General features: G+C 70.6%; 14 protein-coding genes and 1 pseudogene. 10 read left to right on the top strand and 5 right to left on the bottom strand.

What is annotated here, in order from left to right; translation table 11 throughout:
- Nucleotides 1–9 precede the first annotated feature (9 nt).
- The 3 genes and pseudogenes from K7G59_RS32245 to K7G59_RS32235 all read left to right on the top strand — a co-directional run.
- Nucleotides 10–936, top strand: a complete 927-nt coding sequence (locus tag K7G59_RS32245) for an NmrA/HSCARG family protein (protein WP_225840233.1) — start codon at nucleotides 10–12, stop codon at nucleotides 934–936.
- The gene (locus K7G59_RS32240; protein WP_225840232.1) at nucleotides 933–1,817 is read left to right on the top strand and encodes a TIGR03620 family F420-dependent LLM class oxidoreductase; all 885 of its coding nucleotides are present in this window, start codon (nucleotides 933–935) and stop codon (nucleotides 1,815–1,817) included. The genes K7G59_RS32245 and K7G59_RS32240 overlap by 4 nt, the downstream gene beginning before the upstream one ends.
- 164 nt (nucleotides 1,818–1,981) lie before the next feature.
- Nucleotides 1,982–2,134: pseudogene (locus tag K7G59_RS32235) on the top strand (IS5/IS1182 family transposase); the annotation flags it as partial.
- Nucleotides 2,135–2,277: 143 nt separating this feature from the next.
- Here K7G59_RS32235 and K7G59_RS32230 read toward each other — a convergent pair.
- Nucleotides 2,278–3,255, bottom strand: a complete 978-nt coding sequence (locus tag K7G59_RS32230; RefSeq protein WP_225840247.1) for a helix-turn-helix transcriptional regulator — start codon at nucleotides 3,253–3,255, stop codon at nucleotides 2,278–2,280.
- An 85-nt stretch (nucleotides 3,256–3,340) separates the two neighbouring features.
- Between K7G59_RS32230 and K7G59_RS32225 the strand changes: the two genes are divergently transcribed.
- The 7 genes from K7G59_RS32225 to K7G59_RS32195 all read left to right on the top strand — a co-directional run bounded on the left by K7G59_RS32225 (nucleotide 3,341) and on the right by K7G59_RS32195 (nucleotide 13,301).
- Complete coding sequence (locus tag K7G59_RS32225; RefSeq protein ID WP_225840231.1) at nucleotides 3,341–4,249, top strand: oxidoreductase; 909 nt, start codon at nucleotides 3,341–3,343, stop codon at nucleotides 4,247–4,249.
- A 1,104-nt stretch (nucleotides 4,250–5,353) separates the two neighbouring features.
- Nucleotides 5,354–6,943, top strand: coding sequence for a class I SAM-dependent methyltransferase (locus K7G59_RS32220; RefSeq protein ID WP_225840230.1), 1,590 nt, complete (start codon nucleotides 5,354–5,356; stop codon nucleotides 6,941–6,943).
- Nucleotides 6,944–8,334: 1,391 nt separating this feature from the next.
- On the top strand, nucleotides 8,335–9,942 hold the full coding sequence (locus K7G59_RS32215) for an amino acid adenylation domain-containing protein (protein WP_225840229.1): 1,608 nt from the start codon (nucleotides 8,335–8,337) through the stop codon (nucleotides 9,940–9,942).
- A gap of 84 nt (nucleotides 9,943–10,026) precedes the next feature.
- Entirely contained in the window at nucleotides 10,027–11,103 is a 1,077-nt protein-coding gene (locus tag K7G59_RS32210) for a ketoacyl-ACP synthase III family protein (RefSeq protein WP_225840228.1), read from the top strand.
- Complete coding sequence (locus K7G59_RS32205; RefSeq protein WP_225840227.1) at nucleotides 11,103–11,393, top strand: phosphopantetheine-binding protein; 291 nt, start codon at nucleotides 11,103–11,105, stop codon at nucleotides 11,391–11,393. Before K7G59_RS32210 ends, K7G59_RS32205 begins: the two co-directional genes overlap by 1 nt.
- A 323-nt stretch (nucleotides 11,394–11,716) precedes the next feature.
- A complete protein-coding gene (locus tag K7G59_RS32200) occupies nucleotides 11,717–12,118 on the top strand; it encodes a nuclear transport factor 2 family protein (protein ID WP_225840226.1) in 402 nt (133 codons plus the stop codon).
- Between the two features lie 148 nt (nucleotides 12,119–12,266).
- Nucleotides 12,267–13,301 carry a DNA topoisomerase IB gene (locus tag K7G59_RS32195; RefSeq protein WP_225840225.1) on the top strand — a complete coding sequence of 345 codons (1,035 nt, stop codon included), beginning with the start codon at nucleotides 12,267–12,269 and terminating at the stop codon, nucleotides 13,299–13,301.
- A gap of 19 nt (nucleotides 13,302–13,320) precedes the next feature.
- Here the strand turns inward: K7G59_RS32195 and K7G59_RS32190 are convergent, their stop codons facing one another.
- The 4 genes from K7G59_RS32190 to K7G59_RS32175 form a co-directional block, all read right to left on the bottom strand.
- Nucleotides 13,321–13,719, bottom strand: a complete 399-nt coding sequence (locus K7G59_RS32190) for a hypothetical protein (RefSeq protein WP_225840224.1) — start codon at nucleotides 13,717–13,719, stop codon at nucleotides 13,321–13,323.
- A 187-nt stretch (nucleotides 13,720–13,906) separates the two neighbouring features.
- The gene (locus K7G59_RS32185; protein WP_225840223.1) at nucleotides 13,907–14,464 is read right to left on the bottom strand and encodes a hemerythrin domain-containing protein; all 558 of its coding nucleotides are present in this window, start codon (nucleotides 14,462–14,464) and stop codon (nucleotides 13,907–13,909) included.
- Nucleotides 14,461–15,483 carry an NrfD/PsrC family molybdoenzyme membrane anchor subunit gene (gene nrfD, locus K7G59_RS32180; protein ID WP_225840222.1) on the bottom strand — a complete coding sequence of 341 codons (1,023 nt, stop codon included), beginning with the start codon at nucleotides 15,481–15,483 and terminating at the stop codon, nucleotides 14,461–14,463. Before nrfD ends, K7G59_RS32185 begins: the two co-directional genes overlap by 4 nt.
- Complete coding sequence (locus K7G59_RS32175) at nucleotides 15,480–16,274, bottom strand: 4Fe-4S dicluster domain-containing protein (protein ID WP_225840246.1); 795 nt, start codon at nucleotides 16,272–16,274, stop codon at nucleotides 15,480–15,482. Before K7G59_RS32175 ends, nrfD begins: the two co-directional genes overlap by 4 nt.
- Nucleotides 16,275–16,522 lie beyond the last annotated feature (248 nt).

Here is a 16,522-nt window from a genome sequence, read left to right as displayed (position 1 = left end):
GGGAGATCCGTGGAACCGACAGGAAAGACCGTCGTGGTGGCGGGTGCGACCGGCCTGCAGGGCCGGGCCGTGACGCATCACCTGCTCCGGGACGGCTGGCAGGTGCGCGCACTGACGCGCGACCCGCACGGGGCTCAGGCCACCGCACTGGCGCAGGCCGGAGCGCAGGTGGTGCGGGCACAGATGGAGGACGTCGACTCCCTGACCGTCGCGGCCGAGGGCGCCTGGGGCCTGTTCAGCGTCCAGCCCACCGTCGGCTCGCCCGGCACCGCGCCGGACTTCACCGCCGAGGACGAGGTGCGCTGGGGTGTCAACGTCGCCGAGGCCGCGTACGCCGCAGGCATTGGGCACTTAGTCTTCACGTCGGTCGCCGAAGCGGACCGGCACCTTGAGGAGAAGGTTCCGGTGAACCTGGTCAGCAAGTGGCGGATCGAGCAGCACATCGCCGCGCTCGGCCTGCCCTCGACGATCCTCAGACCGGTGTCCTTCATGGAGAACTTCACCGGCGGATACGCGCTGCGGAACGGGAATCTGTCCACCGGGCTCGCGCCGGAGGTCCCCCAGCAGATCATGGCCGTCGACGATGTCGGCGCCGTCGCCGCACTGGCCTTCTCCCGGCCGAAGGAGTGGATCGGCCGGGAGGTCTCCCTGGCCGGGGACGAGCTCACGCCGGTTCAGATCGCCGCGGCCATCGGGAAGGCGCTCGGCATACCGCTGCCCTACGTCCAGATCCCGATCGACGCGATCCGGGCCCTGAACGAAGACTTCGCCTACGCCAACGAGTGGCTCAACACGTTCGGCTATCGCGCCGACGTTCCCGCCACCCGGAAGATCCACCCCGCCACGATGGACTTCGGCACCTGGCTGGAGCGCACCGGCGCGTCCCAGATCGCCGCGTTCCTGGACTCCACGCGCACCGCAGGGCAGGACGCGTGAGCGCCCGCCCCCACGGCCTCGGGCGCATCGGGATCTGGGCGGGGGACTTCGACCACCTTCCCGCATCCGAGGTCTGCAAGGCTGCCGCCGCGATCGAAGACCTCGGCTACGGCACCCTGTGGTTCCCCGAGACCACGGGACGGGAGGCCATGGCGCAGGCCGCGATCCTCCTGTCGGCCACCCGGCACATGATCGTGGCCGCCGGCATGACCGACATCTACGCCCGCGACCCAGTCACGGCCGCCGCCGCGCAGCGCACCCTGGACGAGGCATTCCCCGGGCGGTTCCTGCTTGGCCTGTGGGACAGCCACCCCAGCCTCGCCGAGGACATCCGCGGCCACCGCTTCGGGCCGCCCCTGGCCACCATGCGCTCCTACCTCGACGCGCTGGACACCGCCCCGTTCGGGCCACCCGGGACGGCCGCCGCATCACCGCACCGCGTACTCACCGCCCTGCGTTCCGACATGCTCGTCCTTGCCGCCGAACGCGCCCGGGGCGCAACGGTACTGGGTATGCCCATCGAGTACACCCGCACTGCCAGGACTGTCCTCGGAAACGATGCCCTGTTGGCCATCACCCAGATGTGCGTGCTCAGCCACGACCATGCGGACACCGCCGACCTGGCCCGCACCACGGCCGCGGCCGCCCTGCCGAACCGTCGCGAACTGCTACGAGGACTCGGATACGAGAACCCGGACGCGCTCGACGACCGGCTGGTCGACGCACTGGTGGCCCACGGCAGTGCCGAGGACATCGCCCACCGCGTCCAAGAGCACTTCGACGCCGGAGCCAACCACGTCAGCCTCCACCTCCTGACGCCCACGCCGGGCATCGCCCCCATCCGCCAGTGGGAAGACATGGCCACCCACCTGCTGCCCTGACTGGAATCCGTCCGCGTGGGAGCCGCAGCAAGACCGCGGCTCCCACGCTGCAGCATGCCGTAAGCGGTGTCCGACCCGGTCGAGGAACCGCTTTGTTGCCCTGTGCCGCGCAGGCACAGCCCGGGTGCCGCTGTTCCTGTCATCGTGCCCATGCCGGAGGGCCCATGCCCGCCATGCCGTCATCCCTGCTTGAGCCGCTCTGGCAGCAGTTCTCGGCGTCACTGCCCGAGCGATCCGAGTTCGATCCCGCGCATCCGCTGGGTCACCACCGTCGACGCGTACCCGATGAAACCGTATTCCGCCTGGTCGTTGAGGCCAGCGCGGCTGTCCCCCCGAGGCCGGACGGTTCCATCGCCCTCACCGCCCGGGCCTGGGCCGTGAGCGGCCGGAAGCCAGTCCCCGCACAGGCGGGCTGAGCGGTCGGCTCGAGAGTCCTTCCCGTGTCGGCTTCCAAAGCTCATCAGGCGGAGGCGGCTTCGAGGAGGGTTTCGGCGGCAGCGGTGCGGGCGTAGAGGACGGAGCGGCCGGCTCGGTGGGCGCTGACCAGGCCCGCGTTGCGTAGTGCGGTGAGGTGTTGGGAGACCCCGGCCGGGGACAGCCCGGTGCGGTGGGCGAGTTCGGTGGTGGAGGCCGGGGTCTCCAGTTCTGTCAGCAGCAGGGTCCGTGATCGGCCGAGGACGGGGGTGAGGACCGAGGCTCCGGTAGCCGGCCGCGCCTCCCAGAGCGCGCCGATGCCACGTGCGGGGTAGGCGAGTTGCGGTGGGTCCGGCGGTCTGACCCTGGTGCGCAGGCCGGGTCCGGTGAACGCTGAAGGGATCAGCAGCAGTCCCGCGCCTGTGGACTCTCGGGGCAGGTTTCGCTTCCGGCGGACCAGATTCAGCGCGTTGTCGTGCCAACTCATCGATCCGTGCAGGTCGTTGAAGAGGTGGCCCGCGCCGTGCTCGGCGACCGTGCGGGCCCGGTGGAAGATGTCGGCGTCCAGTACTGCCCTGATCCGCGCCCAGTAGGGGGCGAGTGCCAGGTCCCAGTAGGTTTCGATCTCTTGTGTGACCTTCGGCAGGAAGGAGGCCGGGTCGGCGTGCAGGGTCCGCAGTCGGGGGGCGAGGCTCCCCCGGTGGCGGGCGAGGTGATCGAGGTCCTGGCGTACCCGGTCGGTGGGCGAGGCCTGGATCGCTTCCCACTCTGCCGCCGGGGCGGGGGCCGGTCCGGCGGGGGCCGGGTTGAGGAAGTCGGGCACGTAGCCGGTGGGCGGGATCAGCTCGGAGAGCCAGCCCCGGTCCAGCCCAGCGGCCGCCACGCGTGGCCGTACCTGGTCGGCCCAGCGCCCATGGACCGGATGCGCGGTGTGGGACGTCAGCAGCCGGAAGCTGGGCGCGACCTCCCACATCGGCGAGACGGCGAACCGCACCTGTGCCAGATCGCTCGCCGAGAACGCCAACTCCGCCACGACGACCGCTCCTCGATGGATTAAGGAATGCCTGAAACAATGGCCCGCCAGGCTACCGCGTGGAGATCATCCCGCCATGACCTCACAGACAATCACCGCTGCGGCATCAGGCACCTGGAACCTCGGCGACCGCACGGTCAACCGGATGGGTTTCGGCGCGATGCGCCTGCCGCAGCGCGGGGAGGCGTTCGCGCCCGGTGCTCTCCCGCGCGACCGCGACCAGGCCGTTCGTGTGCTGCGTCGCGCGGTCGAGCTCGGCGTGAACCACATCGACACCGCCGCGTTCTACTTCTCGCCGCTGCGCTGCGCCAACGAGCTGATCAACCGGGCCCTGGCCCCCTATCCGGACGACCTTGTCATCGCCACCAAGGTGGGACCGGGCCGCGATCCCTCGGGGGGCTGGCTGCCCCATGCCACCCCCGAGCAGCTGCGTGGCCAGGTCGAGGAGAACCTGCGCCAGCTCGGCCGCGACCACCTCGAGGTGGTGAACCTGCGTGTCGTCGGCACCGATTCCATCGCCGATCGCTTCGGCGCACTCGCCGAACTGCGCGACGCCGGACTCATCCGCCACCTGGGCCTGTCCAACGTCCGCCCCCACCACCTCGCCGAGGCCCAGGCCATCGCACCGGTGGTCTGCGTGCAGAACATGTACGGGATCGGCGCATCGCCGGAGCAGGAGGAGTTCCTGCGCATCTGCGGTCGACAGCACATCGCGTTCGTGCCGTTCTACTCGATCGCCGGCAGCGGGCGCACGGCCGGCGCGCCTGCGGACGACAGCAGCGAGGTGCACGCCATCGCCCGCGCACACGGGGTGAGCACCGCCCAGGTCCGGCTGGCATGGACGCTGCACCGCGGCCCCCACGTCCTGGCCATCCCCGGCACCGGCGACCTCGACCACCTTGCCCAGAACGTGGCCGCCGGCTCACTGCGCCTCTCCGAGGACGAACTGACCGTCCTGGACTCCCTCCGCCATGCGGCACCATGAACACGGCACGCATGGCCCACGCCGACACCGAGTGACAACAGGATCCCCGCCGTCGACGGCCGAAGGGCCGGGAGCTGAAGTGACGAGTGGGTACGCGCGTCGGGCTGGGTGCATGACCGAATTTCCAGGGTGCGTGACCGAATTCAGCGAGACCCGGCGCGCGGCCTGCACTCGCAGCGGCTGGGCCGGACGGCCACCGGGGGCGCGTCGAAGCCGAGTTCCTGCGGCAGGTGTTCCCAGGCCATCCCGGTGTCCGGCACGAACAGGATGCCCGGGAACACCAGCCGGTCCGGATGCCGCTTACGCGGGTGTGAAGCCCAGCCGCCCCGTCCTCGACCGGACGTCGTACCGGCCGACCGGGGCCACGACCACGATCACGACACGTGTCACCGCCTGGTCCGGGACGTGAGGTGAAGCCACTTGTCGCCCGTCGCGGCACCGAGCACGGCTTTCCGGACAGTGGTGTTCCCGGTTCTGAGGCGCGATCGTCCGATACTTGACGGAGACAGCGGACGCCGATCGACCGGATGCCGACGGTGGCGGGAGGAAAATCACCCCTGACGGCACGCCAGGGGCGGTCGGACCGAATATCCCGTCGGGCCGTCAATACGGTTTGTGGTCCGCAGCGGCACACCGAGGAAAAGCGGAGCGGCCTTGACATGTGATCTTGGTGGTAGCTATATTCGGCGCAGATTGAATGGGGGGATTCATCGCATGATTGTCGCCGGTGACCTCGTTTTCACCTCCGGCTAGGTGGCGTTGCCGAGTCTTTGACGTACCCGCCTTGTCTGTCTTCTGCGCTGTGCGGCGTTCTGGAGCCCTGACCTGGGGTGCTACATACCTCGAAATGCCGGGCGGACGAGGTGTGTGGGCAGTGGCAGCACGGCGGCCGGTGTGCTCGACGTCGACGGTCTCGGCAGGAACATCTGTGCGGCAGCGCCGGGTCACAGGACCTTGGCGACAACAGTTCTCAACCGGGACGCGAGGAGGCACCACTGTGAGCATGTGCGGGCTGAAGCGGACACGCGACGGCGCTGTCGCACCGAACCGTGCGGTCGGCTGCAGCAGACCGGAGACCTCGTCCCCTGGCGGGAGGACGGCACGGTGACCTTCCTCGACCCCACCGACGACCAGGCCGAAGTCCCCGACGACCAGCTGGACCCCGCCGCCGTCAGCCGGCAACTGGCCGACCACCCGGCGGTCGACAGGGCCGTGGCGCTCTTACGGCCGTTCCCCGACGGCCGGGACGGACTCGCCGCCTACGTCGTACCCGACCCCGGCTTTGTGGCCGAACAAGCGCCTGACCTCGTCAGCGAGCATGTCGCCGGATGGAAAGACGTCTTCGAGCACGTCTACGGCGAAGTCAAGGACGGCACGCCCGACGACCGGGCCTTCGACCGGAGCGGCTGGAACAGCAGTTACACCGGCACGGTCATGACCCGTGCGGAGGTCGGCGAGGCGATCGACAGCATCGTGGATCAGGTGGCGGCCCTGCCGCACCGCAGGGTGCTGGAAGTGGGCTGCGGAACCGGCATGCTGCTGTTCCGCATCGCGCCGGACACCGAGCGGTACTGGGCGACAGACCTGTCGGGCGAGGTACTGCGCACGATCCAGCACGAGTTGGACGCATCACCGGAGCGCTACGCCCACGTCACGCTGCTGGAACGCGAGGGCACCGACTTCACCGGATTCGCCGATGACAGCATCGATCTGGTCCTCCTCAACTCGGTGATCCAGTACTTTCCCTCGGCGGACTATTTGCGGCAGGTGCTGCGCGAGGCCGTCCGGGTCGTCCGGCCCGGCGGCGCTGTCTTCATCGGTGACGTACGCGACCTTCGGCTGCTGGAGGTGCTCCACAGTTCCGTCGAGGTCTTCCACGCCGACGGCGACGCACGGGTGGACGAGGTACGACGACGCGTCCGAGCGGCCGTCGACGAGGAGGGCGAGCTGCTGGTCGACCCGTCGTTCTTCGCGGCCCTGGTCACGGAACTCACCGGGGTGTCCGAAGCCGGCCTCCAGCTCAAACGCGGCACGGTGGCCAACGAACTGACCAAGTTCCGCTACGACGTGACACTGCGGGTGGGCGCGGAGCCCGTCACCCGGCCATACCCTCCTGCGGTGCAATGGAACCCGGCCGACTGGGGCACCGCAGCCGTCGACGTTCGGCTCGGTCGCGGTGAACCGCGGGACCTTCTCATCCTTGACGTCCCCGACTCCCGGACGGCGGCGGACGTCGCCACCTGGCGTGCCCTGACCGAGGCCGCGGCCGAAGCCAGGCTCGACGACCTGCCGGCACGCGACGACCTGGACGGGGAAACACCCGGTGACTGGTGGGCGATCGGCCGCCGGCACGGCCTCACCGTCGCCGTGACACCGCCGCGCTCCGGCGCGATCGGCCGCTACGACGTGGTCTTGAGCCGGTCCGGAGCGATCCCGGCATGGGTGCCGCAGACCCGGCGGCAGGCCCTCTCCAACGCGCCGTTCCGACACGAACTGTCCGACGACCTCGCCCGTGAGCTGCGCGATTTCCTCCACGAGCGACTGCCCGAGCACATGGTCCCCGCCCATATCGCCATCCTCGACGAGATCCCTCTGTCCCCCGACGGCACGCTCGATGTCCGACGGCTGCCCGACCCCATCAGCCATGCCGTGGGCAGTGGTGTCGAACACCTGCCACCACGGTCCACGACCTGACCGCCCACGTCTTCCACGGCACGGACGCACCCTCCATCGCCGGGTCGTCGGCCTCGGTCACCATGAGCTCGATCGAGGCCGAGCGCGACTGCGCCGGACTACGGCAGCAGGACCGACGGTCCCGCCCGCGTCACCTGCGCCTCCGGATCAGCCGGCGGGAGCGAGGAGCACCTGCGCGGCGTGGCCGACAGGCCGCGAGTCGATCGGCTGCATCGCTGGCGCCGCGTGGACGGGCCCGGCGCCGACAGCCAGCGGTGCCGGCAGGGTCAGTGGTGTCGCGAACCTCCCTGCGCGACGCGTCCGCGGCCTGGGGCTCTTGGAGGGCAGGCCGGCCGCTCGCAGCGCGATCCGCCGGACGCCGCATCGCGGAGGGGGGCAGTTCGATCCCCGCGCCGGCTTCCTCGGTCAGCTGGTCGTCAGATCGAGAAACCGTCCCAGGTGACCGGCCGGGCCACCCCGGTCCGTACTGCAAACCCGCGCCCCAACCGCGCCTTGTGCCGGAAGAGTTGATTTCAGCCGTTCGGCGACGGCAGGAGCGGCGGTAATCGGGTGCCGGATCGACCATGACCACCCCTCTCTCATGCCTTCGGCGCTTCCCTTACGTTGGCCGCCAGCACAGTTCTGCACTAGTGTGGATAATTTCAGGCTTGAGTGCTCACATCAGTTGACGCCTCACTTTGGCTCTCCTAGCGTGTAGCCAGGAAGCCAAGGGCCCGATCAGGGCCCCCAGGCACCGAAGAGGCGACAAAGGGGGGAATGGTCGTGAGTTGGTGGTGCCCAGAAGTTGCAGGTCATCACGGGCGGTCGGTCGCACAGATGTGACAAGACCAGCGGTGTTCTCATCAAGGGCCCATATCTGCCCTTTCTGTCACCGCCTGGGATATCTTTCCTGAACTCACGTCAACGGCATGCTGCCTCTTTGTCCGGCATGCATCCGTACCTCATTCCCCGCATTTCAAGAGCACCGGCGCCCTCGCCGTGCTTCTTCCCGCACCCACCCCTACGAAGGGCAGCGATGCCGGACGTCGCACAGTCACCTGTGTTCACCGACGAAGCCGAGCTGCGTCGGCTCAACCGGGCCACGGTCGAGCAGTACATGAACACCGAGGCAGGGACCGGCTCGCTGAGCGGGCTCCAGGCAGGACGGCTCCGCGCTGCGCCCACGAGCCGGGCCGCCGGCGAACGGCGACCGCCCGCCGTCCGGGCCCGCGGCCCACGCCGGACCCGAACTGCGGACCGCCGAGACCGAATTGACCGGCTGCACGAGCGCCTGTGTGACGGCCACACCCGGTCACGGCTGGAGCCGCCAGCAGACTCCAGCCCCGCCCCCCGCCCCTGGCCACACCGGCCGATGTCTCCGTACGCCCACGACACGCACACGTGAGAACGTCATGCAGGACTCCAGCTCCCCGTCCCTCCGCTTCCTCCACTCCGGCTTCCGCTCCTCGGTGGGACGCCATCCGCACCGCGCCGCCCTGTTGCTCGGCGAACGCGTCTGGACCTACGCCGAGCTCGACCACCTCGCGCGGCAGTGGGCGGCGGCCCTGCTCAGGGTGAACGCCCGCCCGCGACGCGTGGGCATTCTCGGGCACCGCAGCATCGTCACCTACGCCGGGTTCCTCGCAGCCCTGTACACGGGTGCGGCGGCGGTGCCGCTCAGCAGCACATACCCGGTGAGCCGCAACAGGGACGTCGTGGAGCGCTCCGGCCTCTGCGCCCTGCTCACCGACGGCGGCTCACTCCCCCACGCGGCCCGGCTGCTGAGCGACCTGCAGGACGCCCCACCGGTACTGATCCCGGAGTCCGACGACGTACCCCCCGGGTTGCACGCCGGCCCGGACGTCCTCAGCGGCGGGGCCATCGCGGCCCAGGCGCCCCTGCCGGAGCCACTGTTCCCCGGTCCCGGCGACATGGCGTATCTGCTGTTCACCTCGGGCTCGACCGGCCGCCCCAAGGGAGTCCCGATCTCGCACGCCAATGTGAGCGCGTTCTTACGGGTGAACACCGAGCGGTACGACTTCTCGCCCGAGGACCGCTTCAGCAACACCTTCGACCAGACCTTCGACCTGTCCGTCTTCGACCTGTTCATGGCCTGGGGCAGCGGTGGATGCCTGGTGCCGCTGGACGGCCCGGACCTCCAGGCACCGCTGAGCTTCATCCGCGACCAGGAAATCACCGTGTGGTTCTCGGTGCCCTCGCTCGCGGTGCTCCAGCACAACAGCGGGGCGCTGACGCCCGGCAGCCTGCCGTCGCTGCGGTGGAGCCTGTTCTGCGGGGAGGCGCTTGCGGCGTCCGCAGCCGCGGCCTGGCAGGCGGCAGCGCCACAGTCGGTGGTGGAGAACCTCTACGGACCGACGGAGGCCACCATCGCCAGTACGGTGTACCGCTGGAACCCGCAGCGGTCCCCCGCCCTGTCCACGAACGGCATCGTGCCGATCGGACGACCCTACCCGGGAATGGAGGCCGCCCTGCTGGCAGCGGACGGAACACCGGTGGCCGACGGTGGGACGGGTGAGATCTGTCTGCGGGGGCCGCAGGTCTTCGATGGCTACTGGCAGTCCCCGGAACAGACGCGGCGCAGCTTCCACGAGCAGCCCGACGGCAGCTGGTACCGCACCGGCGACCTCGGCAGAAGGACGGCGGACGGCATCTTCCTCTACGCCGGACGGCTGGATTCGCAGGTGAAGATCCTCGGCCATCGCGTCGAACTGGGCGAGGTGGAGGCACACCTTCGCGACCAGGAGGGCGTGGACCAGGCCGTGGTCGTCGCCGTACCCGGCGACGAGGAGGGAACGACCGTCATGGCAGCGGTCCTGTGCGGTCCGGACGCGGACGTGTACGCGGTGGAGGAGGGACTGCGCGACTGCCTGCCGCCGTACATGATCCCGCTGACGTTCCATCTCGTGGACCGCCTTCCGCTCAACGCCAACGGAAAGATCGACCGGGGGGCGTTGCGCGAGCAGGTGACGTCAGGAGAACTCGAGCCCTTCCCCCTGTGAACGCTCCGGCGCGGTGCGGCACGCCCGGCCGCCGCACACCTCGCACCCACTCGCATCCCTCACCCCGTCGAAAGAAGGACGTTCGTGAAAGTCGACGACATCTACCTCGCGGGCATCGGTACGTACACGCCCCGGCCCACGCCCGTCGAGGAGGCGGTACGGCAGGGCTGGTTCGAGTCCCACGCGGCGGAGGAGTCCGGCCTGGTCTCGGTTGCCGTGGAACCCGCCCTGTCCGCACCGGACATGGCCGTACGAGCTGCCCGGCAGGCCCTCGAGCAGGCCGGTCACGAGCCCGGCGACTTCGCGGCCGTGTTACACAGCGGCGCCTATTACCAGGGCCCCGGACACTGGTCCCCGCCCCACTACGTGCTCCACCGGACGCTGAACCAGCCGATTCCGGCATTCGGGATCACGCACGGATGTCTGGCGATGATGACCGCGCTGCACCTGGCCGCCACGCTGCTCAAGACCGGCTCCCCCGGCCGGCAGGCGGTCCTCGTCACAGGGGCGGACAACTTCTCCACCCCGACGTTCGACCGGTGGAACGACTCCCCGCTCGCGGTGTTCGCGGACAGTGGCGTGGCGCTCGTGGCCTCCACCCTCGGCGGCTTCGCACGTCTCAAGGCCATCGGCTCACGCTCCGTGCCCGAACTCGAGGCCGTGCACCGCGGCAACGACTCCCTGATGCCGCCCGCCCGGTACCCCGATCACCCCTGGCGGGTCGAGGCGCGGCGGCAGGAGTGGGCCGAGCGTCCGGGCGCGGGCCCGCACGACCTGATCGACATGGCGAACCGGTTCGGAGAACTGGTCAAGGAGATCGCCGACCGGACGCTCGCGGAGGCCGGTGTCGACTGGGACGCCATCGCCCGTGTCGCCCACACCGGCTTCAGTGAGAACCCCCTGCACACGCTGCTGCTCGAACCGCTCGGCATACCCGCCAAGCTCAGCACCTGGGACCACCTGAAAACCATCGGCCACGCCACCGTGGGCGACCAGGTGCTGGCCCTGGCCGACCTGTGGCGCACGGGCCAGGTGGGCGAGGGGGACCATGTGCTGCTCGTGGGGGTCACAGAGGGCATGGAGGTGGGCTGCGCCGTCGTCGAGATCAGCGAAGCGAGTCCCCACACCGCGGCTGCCGGAACGGAACGGAGGACCCCCTGATGAGCGGTACGCATCGACAACCGCCCACCGTCACCACCGACGAGGTGCGCAACACCGTCGCCGCCGCCCTCAGAATGGCACCCTCGGACATCGGCGACGACACCGATCTCGTCAAGCTCGGCCTCGACTCCCTCCGGATGATGCGACTGAGCGGCCGGTGGCGGCGCAGCGGACTGAAGGCCGACTTCCACACCCTCACCGCCGAGCCCACCGTACGCGCCTGGGCGCGGCACCTGAGCGGCACGGCCACGGAGCCGGCGCCGACCAAGGACGGCGGCCACCGGAGCTGAACCCCCCTTCCGCGGGAGCAGGTAGCGCCGCGGTGCTCGTCCCGGTCGACGAGTGCCGCACCGGCTGCACCGGAGCCTGCCGCCAGCGGCCCTCGGTCCTGCTGCGGGCCGTCGCCCCGGTCGACGTGAGCGAGGCCGCGGCCCAGGTCCCGGCGGACGGCGCCCTGCTGACCGACGCCTCGGCTCGGACCGGGCTCCTGGCGGCGCGCCCCACCCGCAGCGCGCCATGGCGGCCGGCACCCGGATCACCAAGGGGTGGACAGCCAGGAGCCACACCTCTACTCTCCGAGGCACCTATTCAATTAGTTGACTAGAGGTGATCCGTGCACCCGTTCCGCAAGGCTGTCGAGAACCGGGACGAGGCCGCCGTCGAGGCACTGCTCGCCGAGAACGTGGTCTTCACCAGCCCGGTCGCCTTCAAGCCGTACCCGGGCAAAGCGATCACCGCGGCGATCCTTCGCGGGGTGGTGCGGGTCTTCGAGGACTTCCGGTACGTCCGTGAGATCGCGAACCCTGACGGCCGCGACCACGCCTTCGTCTTCACCGCGACCGTCGGCGGCAGGCAGATCCAGGGGTGCGACTTCCTCCATTTCGACGAGGAGGGGAAGATCGACGAGTTCACGGTCATGGTGAGGCCGCTGTCCGCCGCGAAGGCGCTCGCCGAGGCCATGGGCGCCCAGTTCGACCGGATCGCCCGCGAGGCGGCCGAGGCCGCGGGGGCATGAGCGACAGCCACGCGACCGTCCTCGGGGCCGGCACGCCAACCTGACCGCAGCCTCGACCGTCGCCCTTCGGTGAGCCGGCTTCGCACGCTGCCCTGCGGGTAGTCGAAGGATGAACCAGGTGACCGGCTGAGTACTCCAGGAGGTCGGGATGCGCCTCTACCACAGTCGTCCCACCGATCCCGGGTACCGCCGGCTGCGGAGCGGTCACGGCTACCGGTACCTCGATGGGCGGGGGGAGCCCCTGCGCGATCCGGCGGAGTTGGCCCGGGTGCGGACGCTGGTCATACCGCCGGCCTGGTGTGACGTATGGATCTGCACCCGGGCCAACGGGCATCTTCAGGCGGTGGGCACCGACGCGGCCGGGCGCCGCCAGTACCTGTATCACCCTCAGTTCCGTGCCGAGCAGGAACAGGCCAAGCACGAGCACGTGCTCGACATCGCCGAGGTCCTGCCCGTGGTGCGGGAGGCCGTCGAGGGGCACCTGTGCGACCGGGGCCTGACCCGGCAGCGGGTGCTGGCCACCGCGGTACGCCTCATCGACCTCGGGTTCTTCCGCGTCGGCAGCGACCGCTACACGGAGCTGCACAACAGCTACGGCCTCACCACGCTGCTGCGCGAGCACTCCTGCTGTCAGGCCGGCGGGGTCCTGTTCACCTACACCGGCAAGCACGGCAGGGAGATGGTGAAGCGGGTCACGGATCCCGACGCCTGCCGCAGCCTCACCGCGCTGATGCGGCGCAGGGGCGGCGGAGACCGGCTCCTCGCCTACTGGCAGCAGCGCACCTGGCACGACCTGAGCGGTGACGACGTCAACGCGTACCTCAAGGAACTGGCCGGCTTGGAGATCACCGCCAAGGACTTCCGCACCTGGCACGCCACCGTCATGGCCGCCGTGGCCCTGGCCGTGTCACAGCCCGTCGCCCGCAGCGAGACCACCCGGCACCGGGCCATCGCCCGGGCGGCACGTGAGGTGGCCGGGTATCTCGGCAACACCCCCGCGGTCTGCCGCGCGTCCTACATCAACCCTCGCGTGATCGAACTCTACGAGGAGGGAGTGACGGTGGCCGCCGTGCTGCCCCAGCTCGGTGGCGAAGGCTCCTACGGCACGCCTGCCACCCAAGGACCTGCCGAACGGGCCGTGCTGCGCATGCTCAGGACCGGGCGCCCGCCCGCGGAGCATTGACGCATGGGCGCGTGGTCGATCACCTCGCCTGTTGCCTTCTACGCTCGTTGTGCCAGGCGATGGCGCGCCTGATCTCCGGTTCGTGCAGACCGGTCCGGCAAGCGAGCTCCACGACGGTCAGCACGGGCGGGCCGGCCGTCAGGGCGCGAGTGATCTTCGCCCCCCACAGTTCCTCCAGGACGAACGGGCGGCACCGGTAGATCCTCTGCAGGACCGCGAAGTGGTCGTGGGCGCACGCCGTGATGAGCCGGAGCCCGTCGAACCAGTCATTGCGAGAGCTCACACAGGACGAGTCGGGCACATATCCGCGCACCGCCTCGTTCTCGGGGAAGGCGGTCGCGCACAGGTCGCACAGCTCCGGACGGACCTGGCCCGCCGTCTCCCTCTCCCTCTCCCGCTTCCACTTCCACTTCCTCATCGGATCTCGCCGTCGATGTGCTCACGAGGGGACCTGCCGGTTCCCCTCACCCATGGACACTGCCAGGAGTCCTCTTTCAGCGCGCGCCGAAACGCTGTGGCAGCGCTGCTGCCGGACGACGGCAGCACGTCACGGACCGATGCCGCGGCGCGTCCTCTCGTCGGGGCTCCGCCACCCGGGTGACGCATCACCGTCTACGGCCGACGGTGTCCCGTAGGCGCTCCACGGCACCGGCGGCGACGCCGACCGTGCCGAGCACCGCAGGACGGGCGGGCAGGTGCGGATGGGGGCGGGTCGGTGTTCGCGCGCGGGCCGCCTCCCAGCGGCGGGCGAGGCGTGCGGCGTCCCGCGCCGTGAGCCGGTCGTCCAGGCGGGGCCAGATCTGGTTCTGCTCGTAACTGAGATGGGTGCGGTTGAGTCCGGCAACGGTGTTGACGCACTGGGTGAACTCCTGGCTGCCGGGCGAGAGGTGCGCGAGTTCGTGCAGGGCGCGCTTGGTCTCGTGCTCCTGTGCGAGCGCTGTGGCGACGAGTGAGTCGCCGTCCGGGCAGAGGGCGCGGACGGCCGGCCAGATGACGAGTTCCTCGGTGATCTCGTGGGCGGACTGCAGGGCCACGAGACCGCGGGCCAGTCGGCGCTGTTCGCCGACGTCCGGCTCCGTCGTGCTCGAGCCGCCGGTGAGGTCGTCCAGGACGCCCCGGATCGCGTCGTGGTCGTCCTGCATCAGCGACCACAGCCGGGTCATCGCACGCCGTCCGCGCCGTCGAGCCGGGCCCGCTGGGGCACGACCGTGTACTTGGGGTCCTCGGCGGAGATCAGCCCGGCGTGGAAGACGCCGAACCGGGTGAGCGCGGAGCCGGCGAGGAGGGCGGCTCCGGCAGCCACCGACCGGGCCCGGCTGCGGGGGCGGACCGCGGCGAGCAGGGCGCCGCCCACGGTGAGGATCTCGGCGGTGCGCAGGAACTTCTTCGCCGGGCCGGTCTCATAGGCTTCCTTGGCGACTCCGGCGCGCTGTTCCATGACCTTGGTCAGGGCCACCTCCGCCAGTCCCCCGCCGACCGCGAGCGGCACCAGCGGCGCCGTCTCGGCCGGCGGTGCGGCCACCAGGCCCAGTCCGGCCGCGGCGGACAGACCGCTGCTGACGAAGACGAACGGCATCCACCGGTGTCCTTGGTGCCAGGCGGGGACGGCGGTGTCCGAGATCAGGGCCGCGGTGTAGGCGGCGACCGGTCCGCCGAGTACGGCCGAGCCCGCGGTGGCCAGTGTTCCGACGGGCCGGAGCCGCCCGGTCAGGTCCGCCAGGGCGGCGGCGCTCGCCGCGGGGACGAATCCGGCGAGCAGCCAGGACCCGACGCTCATGGGAGAGGTCACCTTGAACACGCGCAGCATGTTCAGGAACCGGCCGGGCCGGCCGAGGTCGTGGACGAGGGCGGCCACGGACAGCTGGCCGGCGGACGCGGCGGCAACCTTGGCGGCCCGGGTGAGGGCCGGACGACCGGTGACGTGTGCAGCGGCCCCGACCAGGGCGCCGGCGCCCGCGAGCCCGCCGAGGAAGAGGTAGCCGGGGATGTCGGGGGACTCCCACACCGGTTTGTTGATCACCGGCAGGTCGTAGTAGGAGCGGAACTCGGGCTCCTTGTCCCGTCGGTGCTTTCGCCCCCGACGACGGGGGCCGCCGCCCGGCGGCACGTCGGCTCCGGTCGTCGCCTCCCGGCCGGGGCGTCCGCCCTCCAGGCCGTCCCTCGTGATGCGGGCGTCGCTCATCGGGTGCCCCCCTTCGCGAAGGCCACGGCGACGGAGGCCGCCAGGGACAGGGCCGCCGCCGCGGTGAGTTTCCACATCCTGGGCAGGTCGCGGGTGGTGACGACCGGGTCCGGGGGCAGTCCGTAGGTTTCGGGTTCGTCCAGCAGCAGGAAGAAGGCGCCGTCGCCGCCGACGCCGTCCTCCGGGTCGTGGCCGTACAGGCGCGCCTCGCCGACCCCGGCCTCGTGCAACTGGTCCACGCGCAGGGCGGCCCGCTCACGCAGTTCGTCCAGCGGTCCGAACTGGATGGAGTCGGTGGGGCACGCCTTGGCGCAGGCGGGTTCCTGGCCGCTGCCGAGCCGGTCATAGCACAGGGTGCACTTCCACACCCGGCCGTCGCCGTGCCGCTGGTCGATGACGCCGTAGGGGCAGGCGGGCACGCAGTAGCCGCAGCCGTTGCAGATGTCCTCCTGGACGACGACCGTGCCGAACTCCGTGCGGAACAGCGAGCCGGTCGGGCAGACGTCCAGGCAGGCCGCCTCGGTGCAGTGCTTGCACACGTCGGAGGCCATCAGCCAGCGCACGCCCCGCGCGTCCTGCCCCGTCTGCCCGCCGGTGATCTGACCGGCGAGCGGCTTGTCCTGCTCGATGAAGGCGACGTGCCGCCAGCTGTCGGCACCGAGACCGATGGTGTTGTCGTACGACATTCCGGTGAACGTCAGTCCGTCCTCCGGGATGGCGTTCCACTCCTTGCACGCCACCTCGCAGGCCTTGCAGCCGATGCAGACGGAGGTGTCGGTGAAGAAGCCCATGCGGGGCGGTGCGGACGACCAACCGCTGCCGGCCGCGGGGTCGGGGCCGTTGCCGAGACCGCCGTCGCCACCGTCGCGGGTGTCCCGTCGCTCGTGGACCGTACCGCCCGCGGTCACGGCGCCGGCGGTGGCCGCGGCGGCACCGGCGGCCATGCCCAGGACGCCCAAGGAGCCGATCGTGCCGTCCGGGCGGCGCCGCCCGATGCTCAGCAGGCCCTGTGCGCCGGCTTCGCCGCCTGCGCCCCCTT

The sequence above is a fragment of the Streptomyces sp. NK08204 genome, from assembly GCF_020400585.1.
Taxonomy (GTDB): Bacteria; Actinomycetota; Actinomycetes; order Streptomycetales; family Streptomycetaceae; genus Streptomyces.
Note: the sequence above shows the minus strand (reverse complement) of the source record. Positions and strands in the feature narration are given on the sequence as shown.